Origin of the sequence: Sediminibacterium goheungense (assembly GCF_004361915.1) — a bacterium.
GTDB lineage: Bacteria > Bacteroidota > Bacteroidia > Chitinophagales > Chitinophagaceae > Sediminibacterium > Sediminibacterium goheungense.
Genome location: NZ_SNWP01000011.1, coordinates 853,083 through 870,469, shown reverse-complemented (window position 1 = coordinate 870,469; position 17,387 = coordinate 853,083). Strand labels below are relative to the sequence as shown.

Below are 17,387 nucleotides of genomic sequence, written 5' to 3'. Positions count from 1 at the left end.
TTAGTTTGTTGTAATACCGGTTACAGCTGAAGAAAAGGTATTATTTGATACGTAAATATGATAACTCTGGCTGTACCCGGAAGCATTCACAAATGTTCGGGTGGTTAATGTAAAGGCGCCAATACTTTCAAAACCACCTGCTATAATGGAGGTTAAAGTCCCCAAAGAGGCAGGATAAGCAAAGAATATATAGTTGGCTGTACCCGGTGGAGTGATGGTAAAAGAAGACTTAGCTTTTGAATTCGAAAATTCCGCGCCTCCACCTAAGACAGCAATAATATTAGCATCGATTGGAGATGTTGAAGAAGCATAGCCCCAATATCTTCTTGCCATCGGGGTATAGGTAATAGCACTACTGGTAACACTTCCTGCATTAATTCTTCCGGTACAGTCAAGGTTACCCAAATTATCATTTTTACAAGCACCCTGACCATAGGCTACATTTACAGTATAACTTATGGCTGAAGTGATATTGGTAACATTATCAGTATTACTACCCATACCGATTCCATTCTTCCTGTAAGTGGTGGTGGTGGCAGCACCAGCATCATTCTGCGTAAATGTAGAACCCAGTGTAACACTGATATTGGAACCTATTTCAACATTCCCACCTGAGGGTGTCGCATTGATAGAGACAGATGGATTATTATATGTAGGATGTATTGCTTTCACAGCCCCTTCCTGTAACAACTGTATCGCAGTCTTTCCGGCTGCCGGAACGGTTTCGCCATCCGCCCATTTTAAAAAACTGGTTCCGGTTACCACAAAATCAGCAGCAAAGGTTTCAGCCGCTTTTTTTCGTAGCACCCCATTTGAAATGGTAACAATATCATCCGATACTGTACCTGTTATAAGATTCAGGCCACTGATATTGCTAAACGAAGCATTCGTTGCGCTAAAGGTAGTTGCCACACCTGTACCTGTTACACTCAAGTTTGATAACTGACCAATACTCGTAATATTCGGTTGACTCGCTTCTGTAATTGTTCCTTTAAGACTTGCTGCTTCTAATGTATTGGCTACTGATAAATTGGAAAGCCCTCCCAGTTGAGATACATTCAAAGTGGCAGCACTCAAAACACCTGCCTGTACTGTGCCTGTTACACTCAGGTTGCCTAACTGACCAATACTCGTAATATTAGGTTGGCTCGCTTGTATAATAGTTCCTTTAAGACTTGCCGCTTCTAATGTATTGGCTACTGATAAATTGGAAAGCCCTCCCAGTTGAGATACATTCAAAGTGGTGGCACTCAAAACACCTGCCTGTACTGTGCCTGTTACACTCAGGTTACCTAACTGACCTACACCCGTAATATTCGGCTGACTCGCTTCTGTAATTGTTCCTTTAAGACTAGCCGCTTCTAAAGTATTGGCTACTGATAAATTGGAAAGCCCTCCCAGTTGAGATACATTCAAAGTGGTGGCACTTAAAACACCAGCCTGTACTGTGCCTGTTACACTCAGGTTACCTAACTGACCAATACCCGTAATATTAGGCTGACTCGCTTCTGTAATTGTTCCTTTAAGACTTGCCGCTTCTAATGTATTGGCTACTGATAAATTGGAAAGCCCTCCCAGTTGAGATATATTCAAAGTGGCAGCACTCAAAACACCTGCCTGTACTGTGCCTGTTACACTCAGGTTTGATAACTGACCAACACCCGTAATATTAGGTTGGCTCGCTTGTATAATAGTTCCTTTAAGACTTGCCGCTTCTAATGTATTGGCTACTGATAAATTGGAAAGTCCTCCCAGTTGAGATACATTCAAAGTGGTGGCACTCAAAACACCTGCCTGTACTGTGCCTGTTACACTCAGGTTACCTAACTGACCAACACCCGTAATATTAGGTTGGCTCGCTTGTATAATAGTTCCTTTAAGACTTGCCGCTTCTAATGTATTGGCTACTGATAAATTGGAAAGTCCTCCCAGTTGAGATACATTCAAAGTGGTGGCACTCAAAACACCTGCCTGTACTGTGCCTGTTACACTCAGGTTACCTAACTGACCAACACCCGTAATATTAGGTTGGCTCGCTTGTATAATAGTTCCTTTAAGACTTGCCGCTTCTAATGTATTGGCTACTGATAAATTGGAAAGTCCTCCCAGTTGAGATACATTCAAAGTGGTGGCACTTAAAACACCAGCCTGTACTGTACCTGTTACACTCAGGTTGCCTAACTGACCAACACTCGTAATATTAGGTTGATTTGATTGTATAATAGTTCCTTTAAGGCTTGCTGCTTCTAATGTATTGGCTACTGATAAATTGGAAAGTCCTCCCAATTGAGATATATTCAAAGTGGCAGCACTCAAAACACCTGCCTGTACTGTGCCTGTTACACTCAGGTTGCCTAACTGACCAATACTCGTAATATTAGGTTGATTTGATTGTATAATAGTTCCTTTAAGGCTTGCTGCTTCTAATGTATTGGCTACTGATAAATTGGAAAGCCCTCCCAGTTGAGATATATTCAAAGTGGCAGCACTCAAAACACCTGCCTGTACTGTGCCTGTTACACTCAGGTTGCCTAACTGACCAATACTCGTAATATTAGGTTGATTTGATTGTATAATAGTTCCGTTCAACATACCATTAAATGAACCTCCAGTGATAGATCCAGGAACAGATAAATTACCAATAACTCCACTGGAAGCACTAATGATATTGGCAGAAATTGCACCCGTAATCGTTAGTGTATTTAATCCACTTAGATTACTGATCGTTGCATTCGTAGCGGCAAGTGTTCCCGGAATAGACAAATTGGCAATGCTTCCCGTAAGAGCATTGAATGACTGTGTAGAAATATTATTGGTTACCGTAATTGAAGACAGATTTCCGAGAGAAGTAATAGAAGATAAAATTTGAGGTGATAATGTTCCACTTAGAGTACCCGCTGACAGTATTCCACTGACCGTTAGCGAACTCAAAACACCTAACCCCGTAATATTTGGTTGCAAGGCCGTTGCTAATGTTCCTGTGATACCTGATGCGGAAACAGAATCAGCATTCAATTTATTGAAACTACCAAAGGGAGATTTAACGGATAAGGGTGTAATATCTTTTAGCGAAAGAGACAACAGAGGTGTAGAATATGGATTCTTGACAGTTCCATATATACCATTTTCACCGTCTATGGAAATACTTGTTACTGCATTGTTCTTTCGCATGTACCCCGACAACATTTGAGTAGTATCGTACCATCCCGATGCTCCCCCCCCCGCACTTTTAAGCTGAGCGGGTGTTACATAACCCGTAATACTGTCAGCAACATTGAGTTTTTCTTTTAAAAGCGGAATAATATTCCTGTTTATATTGAAGTAATTGCCCAATATTTTAGTCGTATCACGAAGGAAAAAAATCTTACTGGTATCAACACCATTGCCTGCCACTTTTGCGTAAGGCACACTTAGAAGTTGAACCGTTCCGGCATCAATAAAAGCGTTCTGATATGTCCAGCTAACGGGCGGATTAACCGGTGTAACTGCTATCTTCACTTTTAAACTATAAGTGTCATCAGACCATACGATATTTGAGAACTTTGTACTTGGTTGCGAACCTTCGCCAACAATAATGGAAAAAATACCTTCTGCAGTAGTTGTTACCTGATGTAACTCATTGTAAACAGATACGGCATTTGTTGCTCCCTTTAATACATCGGCCTGAATGTAAACAACTCTGTTAGGTGCGATATTTCCATTCGCATCTCGGGCTACTGCCTGAAATGAAAACCCATTGGGAATAATTTGGGCTTGCACCGCTGCCGCCAAGGATATCCAGATCAATAAAAAAAGTATGCGTTTAAACATATTTTTATTTTAGTATGATTATTTGTTTAACATCCGACAGGTCATCTTTTGCAGATGAAGCATGAACGATATACATATTTTGATTTAATCCCGACACATTAATCCGTACACCACTCTTTAGTTCTGCCATAGTTGCTGACGAAATGATTCTTACTCTTCCATTTAATTCCATAATCTTTATACTGAATAGCCCTGTTGGATTCGCTGACGCAGTAGCCGTAAGGGTTATAAATCCACCGAATGATGGATTCGGATAGATGCTTAAGTTCAATTGCCCTTTTGGCTGATCCACAATACAGTTGGTTACAAATAATCTAACAGTAGAGGGCATAAACTTTGAAAGTCCGTTATCAATACTTATACACTTATCACCTTTTACACTAATAAGTGGAAAACTATTAGATGGAACAGAAATATTATTTATCGAAAGATTACCGGTAAAGCCCATAGAATAATTTAGTTGTTGTGCAGAAACACAAATACCAATCAATATAAATATGCTTAGCAAAGCAAGCATTTTAAAGTACTTCATCTCTATCGATACTTGTTTATCACCCTCACTTCTCATTCGCTATCATTTTCTTATTTACAAGATCATTTTTATATAAGCTGATATCCATTATAATTTTATTCATTTCGACACCACGAGATATTTTTAACTGGCCATTGCATTGAGTAATCCCTAAACGGGCTATTGCCAGCCCTAATCCAATACCCTGTTGACTTGTTTTTCTCTTATGTAAGCGCGAAAATGCCCTATACCGTTGCAACTCATATACAGTAGCCGCAACTGAAAAATTAGAAATAGACAGAATGACTTTTTTTCCTTTTTGTTTAATGGAAATAGAGACAGCGGTATTTATCTCTGAAAACTTACATGCGTTCTGAATAAGCTCACTAACTGCGGCAATAAATTTCTTTTTATTCCCCTTTACAAAATATTCAGTGCGATCGAATGAAACAACCACCAGCGCATCTGGTATTAGATTTTTTTTGGATTCCTCAAACACCAACATCTTAATACACTCAGATGACAATTCGAAAAATTCATGCTCATATATAGATGAACCAAGTAATAAATCATGCCAAGTATGAAGTCTGTGAGCGATTCCTTTTAATTGAGCGGCCCCAACATTTATATCCTTTACGATTTTCTTCTTGTCCTCATCAGATAAACTGATATTATCTCGCTGTAAGAATTCAGAAAAGTCTAGAATACCATTTATTGGAATCATGAATTCATGACCTGTTAACACATCGATAGTGCTTTTTAATAAAGCATTTCCATTAAGGTCTGAATATATTTTTTGTAATTCGCGCATACTATTTAAGCATGGCGCAAATATTATCAACTATGACTAAGAAACAGATAGATATGCAATGAAATACAAATAGCGCGATGACTAAAAAAAAATAGCTGATCAGCTATGCGCCACAGCTATCTTCCTGACTTAATAGTTTAAGCAAAGTCACATATAGCTTTTTGATAATAAATTGACTGAGTGAGGTATAAAATTGCTATTATTTTAATTATAATTTAAGTAGTTTAAGGAGAATTTAATTTGTTGTGAAAAATATTAATTCAAGGCCCTGTATTTATCTGTTTGCACTTGAATTATCTTTTTTTTAAGCGAAATTAGCTGATGAAACTAAGCTTGCAGCCATATTAGTTGATTTACCTGAATATTGACCAGGTAGAGTCTATGTTCAGTACTAATGTGGAAAATAAAAGCCCCAAAACCAAACCTGCTATACGATGATTACTGAACCCTCCACTTCAACTTCATGTGAAGAAATTGAATACAAGTACAACGAATTACTAAACAAATACAACACGCTGGTCAAAGTATGTAAGATTGTTATGCATGACATTCGTTCTCCACTCAGGTTTCTAGGTGATGTAGCTGATAGTTTAGACGTAGAAAAAATAAACGAACCAGGTAGTGATGCAAGAAAAAAGTTAAAGCTCGTTACAGAGACAAGTAGAAATCTCTATCTATTTGGAACAAATGTGCTTGACTGGTTCATTAACAACAAACTGGAAATATCTGTAAAAAAAGAAGATATATCATTGGCAGATATTGCTTTTGAAATAAGTCAGTTATACACAAAACAAATCAAATTAAGTAATAATACATTAATAACGGAAGTCGATAAGGATATACGGGTTTATTCGAACAAAGAATTATCAATTATTATTCTCAGAAATGCACTCGATAATGCCAATAAATACACAGAAGGTGGTGAAATATTATTGAAAACAACGAGAGACGAAACAACAGTCTACTTCTCTATTATAGACCAGGGCAGGGGTTTTGATCATCATAAATTACTGGAAAAACTGCATGATACCAGTCCTTCATCTTCTCAGCATATAGGTTTTAGAATCATACATGATCTGGCAAAACAGGCTGGACTTCAGTATGATTTATACAGCGAAAGAGGTGTTGGCACTACATTCACTTTAAAATATCCGATAAACGCACAATCTTAATTTATGATCTGTTTTTAATACAGGTCACTTCACTTAACCAGACTTTATTTTCTTGACTACGAAATAATCATATGCTTAAGAGAATTCTGTTAGTTGATGATCATGCTGTTGTTAGAAGTGGGCTTCGTTTACTAATAAACAGTGAGTATCCCCAAGTATATATTGATGAAGCAGAAAATGAAGATGAATGTATTGCAAAAATAAAATTGTTTTCTTTTGATTTAGTGATTCTTGATTTGAATATGCCAGACAGCGACTCTTTGAGCATTGTCAAATTCCTTAACCAAAGATACCCACATACCAGAACGCTTATCATTACCATGAGTAATGAAGAAATTTTTGCGCTCCGCTTTTTTCAAGAAGGTGTAAAAGGATTTGTTAATAAGAGCTGCAATAATCAGCAGATATTGCAGGCTATAAATGTTGTATTGAACGGAAAAACATATATAAGTGATAATTTGATGCGCAAGTGGGCAGAAAAACAAATTGAAAAGGACGTAAAAAAATCATTTGACATTTTATCACAGCGAGAATTCCAGATCGCGCTTGACCTTATCAAAGGAAAAACAATTCAGGAGATATCTGTATCCTTAAATATTAGTGCATCAACAGTATCTACTTATAAAGGTAAAATTTACGACAAACTAGATATCCCCAATCACAATCTATCACGACTAATAGAGCTTGCAAGAGAAACCAATTTAATATAATTTGATCTAGTCCTGAAATCATATTGATAAGCCCCCTGATATGTTTGCAAAAAATAAATAATGAGTATTTGTATAAAGTAGACATTCATTTGTCATCAGCTAAAAAAGTGAGCGAAAAGAATAGATGATTTCTAACTAACTAAATAAAAATTGAAGCATTCTATTATTTTACAACCATCCCCTCTCTTTATACATGTCATATCCCAATTTCAACGACTCCTTAATCTGTTTCATAATGATAGGGTCATTCTTTTTGATATGGAAACAACTCTTCCCTTTCAGGCATTTCAGCAATTCAGGTTTGAAGACTTTTTTCATTTCGGGTTGGGCATATACGGGCATGTAATAAAATCCTACATAGCCCTTTTGTACCAGTATACCGGCAAACCAGAGTTCGTCACGCTTCCTACCCTGTATTTCAACATGTTGCTGACTTACCAGGCATAACATACCGCCATTCCCGCCTACCAATTCCAGACTGCCTTTTACATAAGGCAATAACATTTTTTTGATCTGCTCAAAAATGATTACCATCTCCGGCTGACCCGCAGATTTATCGGCATATTTAATCTTGATTTCCTTTTTCTTTTTTTCGGGTGCAGCCTTCTTAACAGCCGCTTTCTTTACCGCTTTTTTAGCGATTTTTTTGGGCGCTGCTTTTTTGGCTGCCTTTTTGGGTACTGCTTTTGTCATAGATTTCGGTTTCAGTACCCTCAAAATAAAAAATCAAAGCCGTATAAAAAAGTAAAAGTCCGTAGGGTTACTACGGACTTTCTTTTATTTCAGTGGGTATACTTATTCCCAGATTTCGCCTTTTCCTTCGAGCCATTCCTTCACCGCTTCTGTGGTAACAGATTTAGGTCTTTCAATCGGCAGTCCCAGCGCTCTGTCCCAGCAAAGGCTGGCCAGTACACCGAGAGCACGACTCACGGCAAACAATACGGTGTAGAACTCATACTCTACCAGTCCATAGTGTACCAGTAATGCACCACTATGCGCATCCACATTCGGCCATGGATTTTTTACTTTGCCCAATGATTCCAGTATCGGTGGCACAGTTTCATATACTTTCCAAACAGTATTCACCAGTTTATCATCGGCCATATGCTTTTTACCAAACTCCATCTGCGCAGTAAAGCGTGGATCGGTTTTACGTAATACAGCATGACCATAACCCGGTACTACTTTGCCTGATGACAATGTTTTTTGTACATACTCAGCAATCTGTTCTTTGGTAGGATCATCGGTACCCAGTTGTTCCTGCATTTCAAATATCCACTTGATTACTTCCTGATTCGCCAGACCGTGTAATGGACCTGCCAGTCCATTCATACCTGCCGCATAGCTCAGGTATGGATCACTCAATGCAGAACCTACCAGATGCGTGGTATGTGCCGATACGTTACCTCCTTCATGATCGGCATGAATGGTCATATACAAACGCATCAATTCTTTAAAGCTTTCATCATCATAACCCATCATATGGGCCAGGTTACCTGCCCAGTCTAACAAACCATTCGGGTGAATATGTTCATTGTTTTTGTATTTGCGACGGTAGATATAAGCTGCAATTCGTGGTAAACGCGCAATCAGGTCCATCGCATCATCATACACCGGGTTCCAATAATCTTTTTTATTGATGCCCTTAGCATATTCCTTGGCGAAATTGCTTTCTGTTTGCAAAGCCATTACACCCGTTACAAACATGGTCATGGGGTGTGTGTTGATGGGCAATGCATCAATGGTCTGGAACACGTGATTGGGAACATGGCTGCGGCGTTGCCATACACTGGTAATGTGGTTGGCATCTTCTTCCGTTGGCATTTCGCCAACGAGCATCAGGTAAAATAAACCTTCCGGCAGGGGCTCTCCGCCACCTGGTGCTTTGGGTAAAAGCTGTTGCAGTTCCGGGATAGAGTATCCTCTGAAACGGATACCTTCCTGTGCATCGAGCAAACTGGTTTCTGTTACCAGTCCGGTAATACCCCTCATTCCCTGATAGGCCTGTGCAAGGGTTACTTCCCCGATTTTTTTATTTCCATGTGTTTTCAGAATGTCTTTGATCTCGGCATTGGCAGCATCTGCTTTCTCCTTAAACCGATCTTTAATAATTCCCATTTCGTAAAATTTTAGCTATGGCGTTCGTTATAAAAAGTGATGAAAAGTCTTACTCACGGTGCTTTTCAGGCCGTTAAAGGTAACACTTGTTAGCATGCTCAACAAAACTAAAAGCATGAAGGTTGTGTAAACTCCGTTAAAATCATTTAGGAGCCTTTCGATAGAGGTAAATGACCACGAAAATGAAGATAAAATTGGGTATCCAGGCGGCTACTAAGGGTGGCAGATCACCTTTCGTAGAGAAGATGGTTGAAAAACGGTCGGTAAGGATAAACAGGGCGGCTATTACAAACCCCACTGCCAGGTGCACACCACTGCCTCCTCTTACTTTTCTACCGGCAATAATGGCTCCGATAAGGGTGAGCAAGAGAACCGTTATACAGGTAGCATCGCGCCGGTATCTTTCCACTTTCAAATCGTTTAGCCCTTCTGAACCCCTTAATTCTTCCAGTTCAATAAAACGATCCAGTTCGGGAGTGGTTAATTTGTCTTTGGTATACTTATCACGACCCAGATCCAATGGCTTAAAATTGAAATCCATTCTTTTTTCTGGTGTCATGGATACCTCTTCACCCTTATCCGATATTTTTCTTTCCAACAGTGATTCCAGCTTCCATTTTTTTACTGCTGTATCCCATACAATCTGATCGGCACGCAGGTTGGCTACGACTTTATCGTTCTTTAGGGTAAATGAAAAATAAGGGCCGCCTCTTTTTGTCATAGTATCATACGCATAAATACCTGCATAGGTAAAGGAATCTACCCTTAGATAAATATAACTGCTTGTACTGATCAAGGCATTATAACTATTGTTTTTATCGATATACGTCGCTTCAAAACTTCCGCGTATCTGATTGGCCCTGGGTACTACATACTGATTGGCAAACCAGAGTATTATCGCTAGCATCATACCACCTACCCAATACGGTCTTAACCACCGGCGATAACTGGTACCACTGGCCAGGATAGCTATGATTTCACTTCTTCCGGCCATTTTTGAGGTAAAGAAGATCACGGCTATAAATACAAACAGTGGTAATAAAAGGGCAATAATATGTGGCACAAAGCCATAATAATAATCTGTGATAATGCGCTGCAAGGATAGCCCCGAACGTACAAAGTCATCCGTTTTTTCACTTACATCCACCACAATAGCAATCACCGCAAAAAGAAAGATGGAGAAAAAGAAAGTCGTCAAAAACTTCTTCAATATGTACCAGTCGATTTTCTTCATAACGGCTTATCGCTTCAAAGATACAGGGTTGGATGGATGCGGGAGAAAAAAGGATGTTAAAGGATCGAAGATCTCAGATGGCATATGTCAGATAGCAGATTTGATGGAGGATGGAGGATGGCGGATTTGGATGGTGCTGAATAAGCCAAATAGCTTTTGACTTACTCACTACTGACTACTCACTACTCACCCCATTCACCATTGACCATTCACGCCTCGTCAACATCTTCTTTTCACCTGGTCTACCATACCTGTTTTCCAGGATGCGAAATCGCCGGCGAGGATATGCTGGCGGGCTTCTCCTACCAGCCAGAGATAGAAGGAGAGGTTCTGCAGACTGGCTAATTGCATACCCAGGATTTCATCGGCTACAAATAAATGACGCAAATAGGCTTTTGTATAAAAACGGCTTATTTCGTTATCCAGCCCCGGGTCAATGGGTGAGAAATCGGTTGCCCATTTTTTATTTTTGATATTGATTACCCCTTCTGTTGTGAAGATCATTCCGTTCCTGCCATTTCGTGTGGGCATTACACAATCGAACATATCAATACCCCGGTCAATACATTCCAGAATATTCCAGGGTGTTCCAACACCCATCAGGTAACGGGGTTTATCAACAGGCAGGTTTTCGGTACAGAGTTCGGTAAACTCATACATCATTTCTTCCGGTTCACCTACACTCAATCCACCAATCGCATTACCTACTGCTTGTTTTGAAGCAATGTATTCGCAGGATGCTTTTCGCAAATCTTTATAGGTACTTCCCTGAACTATGGGAAAGAGGTTTTGGGTATAGCCATATTTATCGGGCGTATCTGCCAATCGCTGGATACAACGATCCAGCCAGCGGTGGGTTAGCTCCATACTTTTTTTGGCATATCCGTATTCACTCGGGTAGGGCGGACATTCATCAAATGCCATAATAATATCTGCACCAATACTTCTTTGGATATCCATCACTGATTCCGGTGAAAACAAATGCCGGCTGCCGTCTATATGCGACTGAAACATCACCCCTTCCTCTTTGATTTTTCGGTTGGCTGCCAGAGAAAACACTTGATACCCACCGCTATCCGTAAGAATCGGCCTGTCCCAACCATTGAATTTATGCAGTCCACCCGCAGCTTCCAGCACTTCTGTGCCCGGACGCAGGTATAAATGATAAGTATTTCCTAATATGATCTGTGCCTCTACATCATCTTTCAACTGTTGTTGTGTTACTGCTTTTACGGTGCCCACCGTACCCACCGGCATAAAAATGGGTGTATGTATTTCGCCATGATCGGTACTGATCTTCCCTGCCCGGGCCCTGCTGCCAACCGATGTTGTTTCCAGTTCAAATGAGAGTGCTGCCATTCTGCAAAAGTAGTCCGAAAGAGCGGAAGTCGGAAAGTCCGGAGAAGCGCTCTTATATTTCAGATTGTTTACTACACCTCAATCCCTTTGTCTTTCGGTCTTTCGGACTTCCGGACTGTCCGCCCGTACTTTTCCACATCTTCACACTCTATTCACACATAGCTATTCCAAACCCTATTTTTGCTGAATGACGATACCAACTCTGCTCTGGGATATTTGTTTTTTTGTGTTTTGTGGCGTGATTGCCATTCAATTGTTCTACTATCTCTACTTTTTCCAGCGTCTCGCTTTTTATCAATCTCCGCAAAAACATACTTCTCTGGAACATGCTGTTTCTGTTGTGATCTGTGCCAGGGATGAAGCGCATAACCTGGTGAAAACACTTCCGGGTGTATTGGTACAACAGTATCAAACAACTCATGAAGTGGTATTGGTGAATGATAATTCTACCGACGATACCAAGTACCTGGTTGATGAGTTTAAAAAAATGTTTAAAAACATCAACTATATAGAACTTACCCAGGAAGCTAAAATGATCAGCGGTAAAAAATTCCCTTTGTCGATGGGTATCAAGAGTGCCCGGCATGAAATCCTTTTACTGACCGATGCAGACTGTGTACCTGCTTCCGAACATTGGATTCAGCGAATGCAGGAATGTTATACCGATGGTACCGAAATCGTATTGGGCTATGGCGCTTATCATAAAAAACCCGGCTTACTGAATAAGCTGATTCGTTTTGAAACTTTTCATACTGCCATTCAATACCTTTCCTATGCACTCGCTGGTATACCTTATATGGGTGTGGGAAGGAACCTGAGTTATAAAAAAGAAGTATTTCTTCGCAACAAAGGTTTTTCTTCCATCAACCAGATACCGAGTGGTGATGATGATCTTTTTATTAATCAGGTGGCACGCCCTGATAATACAACCATCTGTATTGATCCGGAAGCACATACCTTAAGTGAACCCAAAACAAGGTGGAGCGACTGGATGACACAGAAATACCGGCATTATACGACCAGTAATTATTATAAAGGAAGTCATAAGTTCTTACTCGCTTTATATTCTTTTTCTTTATTCTGGATATACCCTTTACTGGCAGTAAGCATTATATTTTACAACTGGTGGATACCTTTAATTGTATTTGGTATTCGTTTTCTGGTTCAGGCCATTGTTTTTTTCAAGGGTATGAAAAAGCTGAATGAAACAGATCTCTGGCCATGGTTTCTTTTCTTTGATATCTGGATGTTCTTTTATTTCATTTTTACCGTTCCCGCCATATGGAAAGCACCCCGCAAAAACTGGGATTAATCCTGAAGTATTTCAGTGATTTTACACCGCATCAGATTCAACAGTTTGAAGCGCTGGAAGAATTGTATAAAGAGTGGAACGCTAAGATCAATGTTATTTCCAGAAAAGATATTGACAGCATCTACTTACACCATGTACTGCATTCGCTGAGCATTGCTGCTATTGCCGGCTTTCAACCTGGTACACAGGTAATTGATATTGGCTGTGGTGGCGGTTTTCCGGGGGTACCGCTGGCGATCTTTTTTCCGGAAGTGAAATTTCATCTGGTAGACAGTATCGCTAAAAAATTAAAAGTAGTTGATGCCGTTACGGAAGGTGCAGGCATTAAAAACATTACCACACAACATAGCCGAGCGGAAGAAATCAAGAACCGGAAATTTGATTTCGCCGTATCCCGTGCCGTGGCACCATTAAAAGAACTCTGGCAATGGGCTGGTCCATTATTAAAAAAAGGGCATCAGCAGGAAATTGCCAATGGACTGATCTGCTTAAAGGGAGGTGACCTGGCACAGGAAATTTTTGAAAGCGGACTTCGACCCAGGATGATGCCGGTAGATAAAATATTCCCGGAAGAATATTTTGCTGAAAAATACATCCTGCATATAAGCAAATAACCACTGTGAAACTCTGCGCCATACTCACCTCTATGGTTAACCACGGAGTACGACACAGGGTTACACGGAAGCTTCGCAGAGAAATCAGGGATGATAGAGTTGTTGAATTTTCTTTCTGTTTCCTACGATCCATACGATATCATCCCATTCCAATTTTGTAAAGGAAGATGGATTGAGAATACGTTCGCCTTTTCTTTCAATACCCACAACCAGTCCGTTTGTTTTTTCTCTGATACCGGATTCACGAATGGTTAGCCCTTTCAGTCGGGTATGTTCATCCACTACTATTTTCTCCAGTTCTACCAATTCTTTTTCAGTATCAGCTTCTTCTGCATAAGGGACCATAATCTTTCCGAACTCCAGCATTTGCTGATCGGTACCAATAACACCAATATTATCGAAGGGAAAAATTTTTTCAGTTCGTGCCGGAGCGAACATTACTTTATTACCTCTTTCTATAAAAGCCACATTAATACCATACTGTTCACGCCATTGCAACTCTTCCAGTGTTTTGCCAATATAGCTGGCATGCGGACTGATTCTGTAATGGGTTAGGTGGGCATCCCATGGAGAGAGATGGCTTTGCGTTTTATTTTGTTCGAGCAGTTCTTTTTCATGCAGATTTTGCAGGAAGCGATCTTCGAGTCGCTGGTAAAAACTTTGTAAGCGCTGACGGAACAGGATACCGATCACCAACATCACTACCAATGTAGCCCCTACTGCAATCCAGAAATCGAATAATTGTCTGAGTAAAAAACCGACCAGTATAACGGCAATCGCATTTCGGGCAATTTCGAGCATTACGAGTGGCCCATGGCTGTATTTCCTGTCGAGCCATAAAGCTGCGTAAGCACTTTTACTCATTTTTTTAACTGTGAGTGCCCATATAAAGGGGGCCATCGCAATTAATCCGATGAGTGCACAGGCTATTTTCACATAGATCGGCTCTGTAATAAACTTCATCAAAAATGGCTGTAGAAAATACGCGATCAACAGTGTAAGTGCTATCATAATCACACCATTCAGAATGATGATCTGGATATAAAAACGCAATAGTCGTTTCCAGTTGCTTTCGCTTTCAATGATCTGAGAACTACTGCTATATTTTTCCAATGCCGTGATCCATTTTTTGGGTAATACTTTTACTAGAAAATGATAGAGCGGTTCAGATAATTTAATCATGTAGGGCGTAGTAAAAGTGGTTATCACAGAAACCCCTACCGCAATTGGATACAGATAAGAACTGGTTACATTTAAAGAAACCCCAAGTGTTGCAATAATAAAGGAGAATTCTCCTATTTGCGACATGCTGGAGCCTGCCTGCACTGCCTGTTTCAGTGGCCGACCTGCCAGCAATGCACCCGTTGTAACAAAAATCACTTTGCCGAATATCACCGCCATGGTTAATAAGAATACAGGAAGCGCATATTCTACCAGGATGGATGGGTTGATCAGCATGCCTACTGATACAAAGAAGATGGCTCCAAATAAATCCTTTACAGAGGTTACCAGGTGTTCAATTTTATGCGCCTGTGTGGTTTCAGCCAGAATAGACCCCATGATAAAAGCACCAAGGGCTGCGGAAAAACCTACCTGATCAGCCAATACCACCATTCCCAAACAAAGTGCGAGTGACACCACGAGTAAGGTTTCACTACTCAGCCATTTCTGTACTTTTTTGAAGAATGTGGGTAATAAAAAAATACCCATGAGGAACCAGAGACAAAGAAAGAACAGTAGTTTTCCTATCGACAAAAACATTTGCGTTCCTTCAAACTGCTTACTTACAGCTACAGTTGACAATAATACCATTAACAAAATGGCTACGAGGTCTTCAATTACCAATACGCCCAGTACCAGACCTGTAAACTGTTTGGTTTTTAACCCCAATTCATCAAATGCACGAAAGATGATAGTGGTTGAGGAGATGGCAATAATACCTCCCAGAAACATACTGTCCATAGATGACCATCCCAGCAATTGTCCCATACCATAACCAAGCGACATCATACATAGCAGTTCCGTAATACCTGTTATGGCAGCAGAACCGCCCACTTTTACCAGTTTTTTAAAACTGAATTCAAGTCCCAGCGCAAACAATAAAAACACCACCCCTATTTCGGCCCATATTTTAATCCCTTCCACATCACCAATGGTGGGAAAGAGTTTAAAATTCGGCCCCACAATCAATCCCGCAATGATATAACCCAGTACAACAGGTTGCTTGATTCTTTTAAAAAATAAAGTAATAAGTGCAGCCGCACCCAGAATGAGGGCCAGATCTTTAATCAATACCGGTAAATGTGCCATAGTCCAATCTTTATATCAGGAAATACGCTCAGGGTATGGCAAGAATATACAAAAAAAATCGAAAAAACTTATGACTTAAGCAAAAATTCTAATGCAAGGTGTACAGCAGGACAAAAAGTGGAATTTTTTAATGTAATCGCAGGTCTTTTAAGTAATACATCTTCATCCGTGTAAGGAAACCGCTTACAGTCTGAGGGTCTGTCTTCGTAAATACTGCAATAGTTATCCGATCCCAGAAATGGACAGGGTTTGGTTTTGGTTACATAATCGCCGTCGGTATCCAGTTCAAGATAAGTATCGATGAATACACTTTCTTTCAGCCTGAGCACTTTGCTGATTCGTTTAATATCAGGTGTTTTGAAGCGCGGGGAATAATTTTTACAGCAATTGGCACAGGTAAGGCAGTCTACTTCTGCAAATACTTTTTCATGCAGATCAGGTAATTGTTTCAATACTTTTTTCTTGTCTGCTTTTTGCAGAAATTGTTTGTACTGTTTTTGGTGATCAGCACTTAATTTTTCCCATTGCTGCATGCAGAATATTTATATAAAGATAAAGGTATGGTTCAGATGCTTACCAGGTTACCAGAAAGTATACAATGGTAGCTATCATAACCATCAGCATGGTAAAAAACATGCCTAAAATATTAGCTGCCGCTACCAAGGCGATTTCTCCGAATCCCTTCAGCCTCAAAAGTTTTGTATATGCATAAGTAGTATATATTATTTGTATCAATAAATTCACCGCTAACAAGAGTGGAATCCAATCCTTGTTTATGGTAGTCATCAATGGTACAAATGTAAGCGTACTGATCAATGAAAGCACAGAGGTTAACATCAGATAAGAAACCAGGTGCTCTGAATAATTCAACTTTTTACCCTTGAAAACCAGCCAGAAAGCGAACGCCATAATCGGGGCTGTTATAAAGGTCATGATGTTGGTTTTTTTCTCCATAAAGACATTTATATTCGCCTGCACTTCTGTTACACGCTGGTAGACAGCTTTTTCTTCTTTTGTCTTTGCTTTTGCCATCTGTTCCTGTGTAATGTATTGGTTCTTCTGAAATGGATGGAAAATAGAGTTCATGAATACGGAGAAACCCAGTATGATGAGTAATAAAGTAAAAGGATTGAAGTATTTTTTTCTTTTCCCTTCCAGGATGTATTCCTGTAAAACTATGCCGGGTCTTATCGCCAGTTCTTTCAGCAGGTGTAAAGCACCTTTATCAGCATGTGTAAATGCATGCAATAGTTCATGTAGTATATGAGATAGCGTAAAGCGATGAATCTTGATTTTTTGGCCACATTCAGGGCAAACTTTAAAATCAGGGTTTAATGGTCTGTTACAGTTAACACAATACATTGATTCCATGTGCAATATTATGATTTTAAAAATATTGAAATAATTTGATCCACAGCTTATTAAC

The 17,387-nt window shown here is 39.8% G+C and carries 14 protein-coding genes; 4 read left to right on the top strand and 10 right to left on the bottom strand.

All coding sequences use genetic code 11. The annotated features are described in order from the left end of the window. From BC659_RS11455 to BC659_RS11445, 3 genes are read right to left on the bottom strand one after another with little or no spacing between them, the layout of a single operon-like run. The gene (locus tag BC659_RS11455) at positions 1-3,810 is read right to left on the bottom strand and encodes a beta strand repeat-containing protein (protein ID WP_133474892.1); all 3,810 of its coding nucleotides are present in this window, start codon (positions 3,808-3,810) and stop codon (positions 1-3) included. Positions 3,811-3,814: 4 nt separating this feature from the next. After that, positions 3,815-4,378, bottom strand: a complete 564-nt coding sequence (locus BC659_RS11450; RefSeq protein WP_133474891.1) for a T9SS type A sorting domain-containing protein — start codon at positions 4,376-4,378, stop codon at positions 3,815-3,817. Further along, positions 4,368-5,132, bottom strand: a complete 765-nt coding sequence (locus BC659_RS11445; protein ID WP_133474890.1) for a sensor histidine kinase — start codon at positions 5,130-5,132, stop codon at positions 4,368-4,370. Before BC659_RS11445 ends, BC659_RS11450 begins: the two co-directional genes overlap by 11 nt. Positions 5,133-5,566: 434 nt before the next feature. Between BC659_RS11445 and BC659_RS11440 the strand changes: the two genes are divergently transcribed. Beyond that, on the top strand, positions 5,567-6,304 hold the full coding sequence (locus BC659_RS11440) for a sensor histidine kinase (protein WP_133474889.1): 738 nt from the start codon (positions 5,567-5,569) through the stop codon (positions 6,302-6,304). Between the two features lie 71 nt (positions 6,305-6,375). After that, the gene (locus BC659_RS11435) at positions 6,376-7,014 is read left to right on the top strand and encodes a response regulator (protein WP_133474888.1); all 639 of its coding nucleotides are present in this window, start codon (positions 6,376-6,378) and stop codon (positions 7,012-7,014) included. Between the two features lie 168 nt (positions 7,015-7,182). Here the strand turns inward: BC659_RS11435 and BC659_RS11430 are convergent, their stop codons facing one another. From BC659_RS11430 to tgt, 4 genes are all read right to left on the bottom strand, one after another. After that, positions 7,183-7,707 (bottom strand): DUF1801 domain-containing protein, encoded by a 525-nt coding sequence (locus BC659_RS11430; protein WP_211340768.1) that lies wholly within the window; start codon positions 7,705-7,707, stop codon positions 7,183-7,185. A 102-nt stretch (positions 7,708-7,809) separates the two neighbouring features. Beyond that, positions 7,810-9,132, bottom strand: coding sequence for a citrate (Si)-synthase, eukaryotic (locus BC659_RS11425; RefSeq protein ID WP_133474887.1), 1,323 nt, complete (start codon positions 9,130-9,132; stop codon positions 7,810-7,812). A gap of 142 nt (positions 9,133-9,274) precedes the next feature. Further along, positions 9,275-10,366, bottom strand: a complete 1,092-nt coding sequence (locus BC659_RS11420) for an LptF/LptG family permease (RefSeq protein ID WP_133474886.1) — start codon at positions 10,364-10,366, stop codon at positions 9,275-9,277. A 219-nt stretch (positions 10,367-10,585) separates the two neighbouring features. Beyond that, on the bottom strand, positions 10,586-11,725 hold the full coding sequence (gene tgt / locus BC659_RS11415; RefSeq protein WP_133474885.1) for a tRNA guanosine(34) transglycosylase Tgt: 1,140 nt from the start codon (positions 11,723-11,725) through the stop codon (positions 10,586-10,588). Positions 11,726-11,912: 187 nt separating this feature from the next. Here tgt and BC659_RS11410 point away from each other — a divergent pair, with 187 nt between their 5' ends. Next, positions 11,913-13,037: a glycosyltransferase gene (locus BC659_RS11410; protein WP_133474884.1), complete on the top strand. Its 1,125-nt coding sequence runs from the start codon at positions 11,913-11,915 to the stop codon at positions 13,035-13,037. Further along, the gene (rsmG, locus tag BC659_RS11405) at positions 13,007-13,651 is read left to right on the top strand and encodes a 16S rRNA (guanine(527)-N(7))-methyltransferase RsmG (RefSeq protein WP_133474883.1); all 645 of its coding nucleotides are present in this window, start codon (positions 13,007-13,009) and stop codon (positions 13,649-13,651) included. The genes BC659_RS11410 and rsmG overlap by 31 nt, the downstream gene beginning before the upstream one ends. An 84-nt stretch (positions 13,652-13,735) precedes the next feature. Here rsmG and BC659_RS11400 read toward each other — a convergent pair whose 3' ends face one another. From BC659_RS11400 to BC659_RS11390, 3 genes are all read right to left on the bottom strand, one after another. Beyond that, complete coding sequence (locus BC659_RS11400) at positions 13,736-15,961, bottom strand: monovalent cation:proton antiporter family protein (protein WP_133474882.1); 2,226 nt, start codon at positions 15,959-15,961, stop codon at positions 13,736-13,738. A gap of 68 nt (positions 15,962-16,029) precedes the next feature. Then, positions 16,030-16,494 (bottom strand): YkgJ family cysteine cluster protein, encoded by a 465-nt coding sequence (locus BC659_RS11395; RefSeq protein ID WP_133474881.1) that lies wholly within the window; start codon positions 16,492-16,494, stop codon positions 16,030-16,032. 40 nt (positions 16,495-16,534) lie between these two features. Continuing rightward, entirely contained in the window at positions 16,535-17,332 is a 798-nt protein-coding gene (locus tag BC659_RS11390) for a DUF3667 domain-containing protein (RefSeq protein WP_162847412.1), read from the bottom strand. Between the last annotated feature and the right edge of the window lie 55 nt (positions 17,333-17,387).

What these genes read in the sequence shown, in the direction of transcription:
- BC659_RS11455 (WP_133474892.1), bottom strand. Translation starts at nt 3,810, where the DNA reads ATGTTTAAACGCATACTTTTTTTATTGATCTGGATATCCTTGGCGGCA.
- BC659_RS11450 (WP_133474891.1), bottom strand. Translation starts at nt 4,378, where the DNA reads ATGAGAAGTGAGGGTGATAAACAAGTATCGATAGAGATGAAGTACTTT.
- BC659_RS11445 (WP_133474890.1), bottom strand. Translation starts at nt 5,132, where the DNA reads ATGCGCGAATTACAAAAAATATATTCAGACCTTAATGGAAATGCTTTA.
- BC659_RS11440 (WP_133474889.1), top strand. Translation starts at nt 5,567, where the DNA reads ATGATTACTGAACCCTCCACTTCAACTTCATGTGAAGAAATTGAATAC.
- BC659_RS11435 (WP_133474888.1), top strand. Translation starts at nt 6,376, where the DNA reads ATGCTTAAGAGAATTCTGTTAGTTGATGATCATGCTGTTGTTAGAAGT.
- BC659_RS11430 (WP_211340768.1), bottom strand. Translation starts at nt 7,707, where the DNA reads ATGACAAAAGCAGTACCCAAAAAGGCAGCCAAAAAAGCAGCGCCCAAA.
- BC659_RS11425 (WP_133474887.1), bottom strand. Translation starts at nt 9,132, where the DNA reads ATGGGAATTATTAAAGATCGGTTTAAGGAGAAAGCAGATGCTGCCAAT.
- BC659_RS11420 (WP_133474886.1), bottom strand. Translation starts at nt 10,366, where the DNA reads ATGAAGAAAATCGACTGGTACATATTGAAGAAGTTTTTGACGACTTTC.
- tgt (WP_133474885.1), bottom strand. Translation starts at nt 11,725, where the DNA reads ATGGCAGCACTCTCATTTGAACTGGAAACAACATCGGTTGGCAGCAGG.
- BC659_RS11410 (WP_133474884.1), top strand. Translation starts at nt 11,913, where the DNA reads ATGACGATACCAACTCTGCTCTGGGATATTTGTTTTTTTGTGTTTTGT.
- rsmG (WP_133474883.1), top strand. Translation starts at nt 13,007, where the DNA reads ATGGAAAGCACCCCGCAAAAACTGGGATTAATCCTGAAGTATTTCAGT.
- BC659_RS11400 (WP_133474882.1), bottom strand. Translation starts at nt 15,961, where the DNA reads ATGGCACATTTACCGGTATTGATTAAAGATCTGGCCCTCATTCTGGGT.
- BC659_RS11395 (WP_133474881.1), bottom strand. Translation starts at nt 16,494, where the DNA reads ATGCAGCAATGGGAAAAATTAAGTGCTGATCACCAAAAACAGTACAAA.
- BC659_RS11390 (WP_162847412.1), bottom strand. Translation starts at nt 17,332, where the DNA reads ATGGAATCAATGTATTGTGTTAACTGTAACAGACCATTAAACCCTGAT.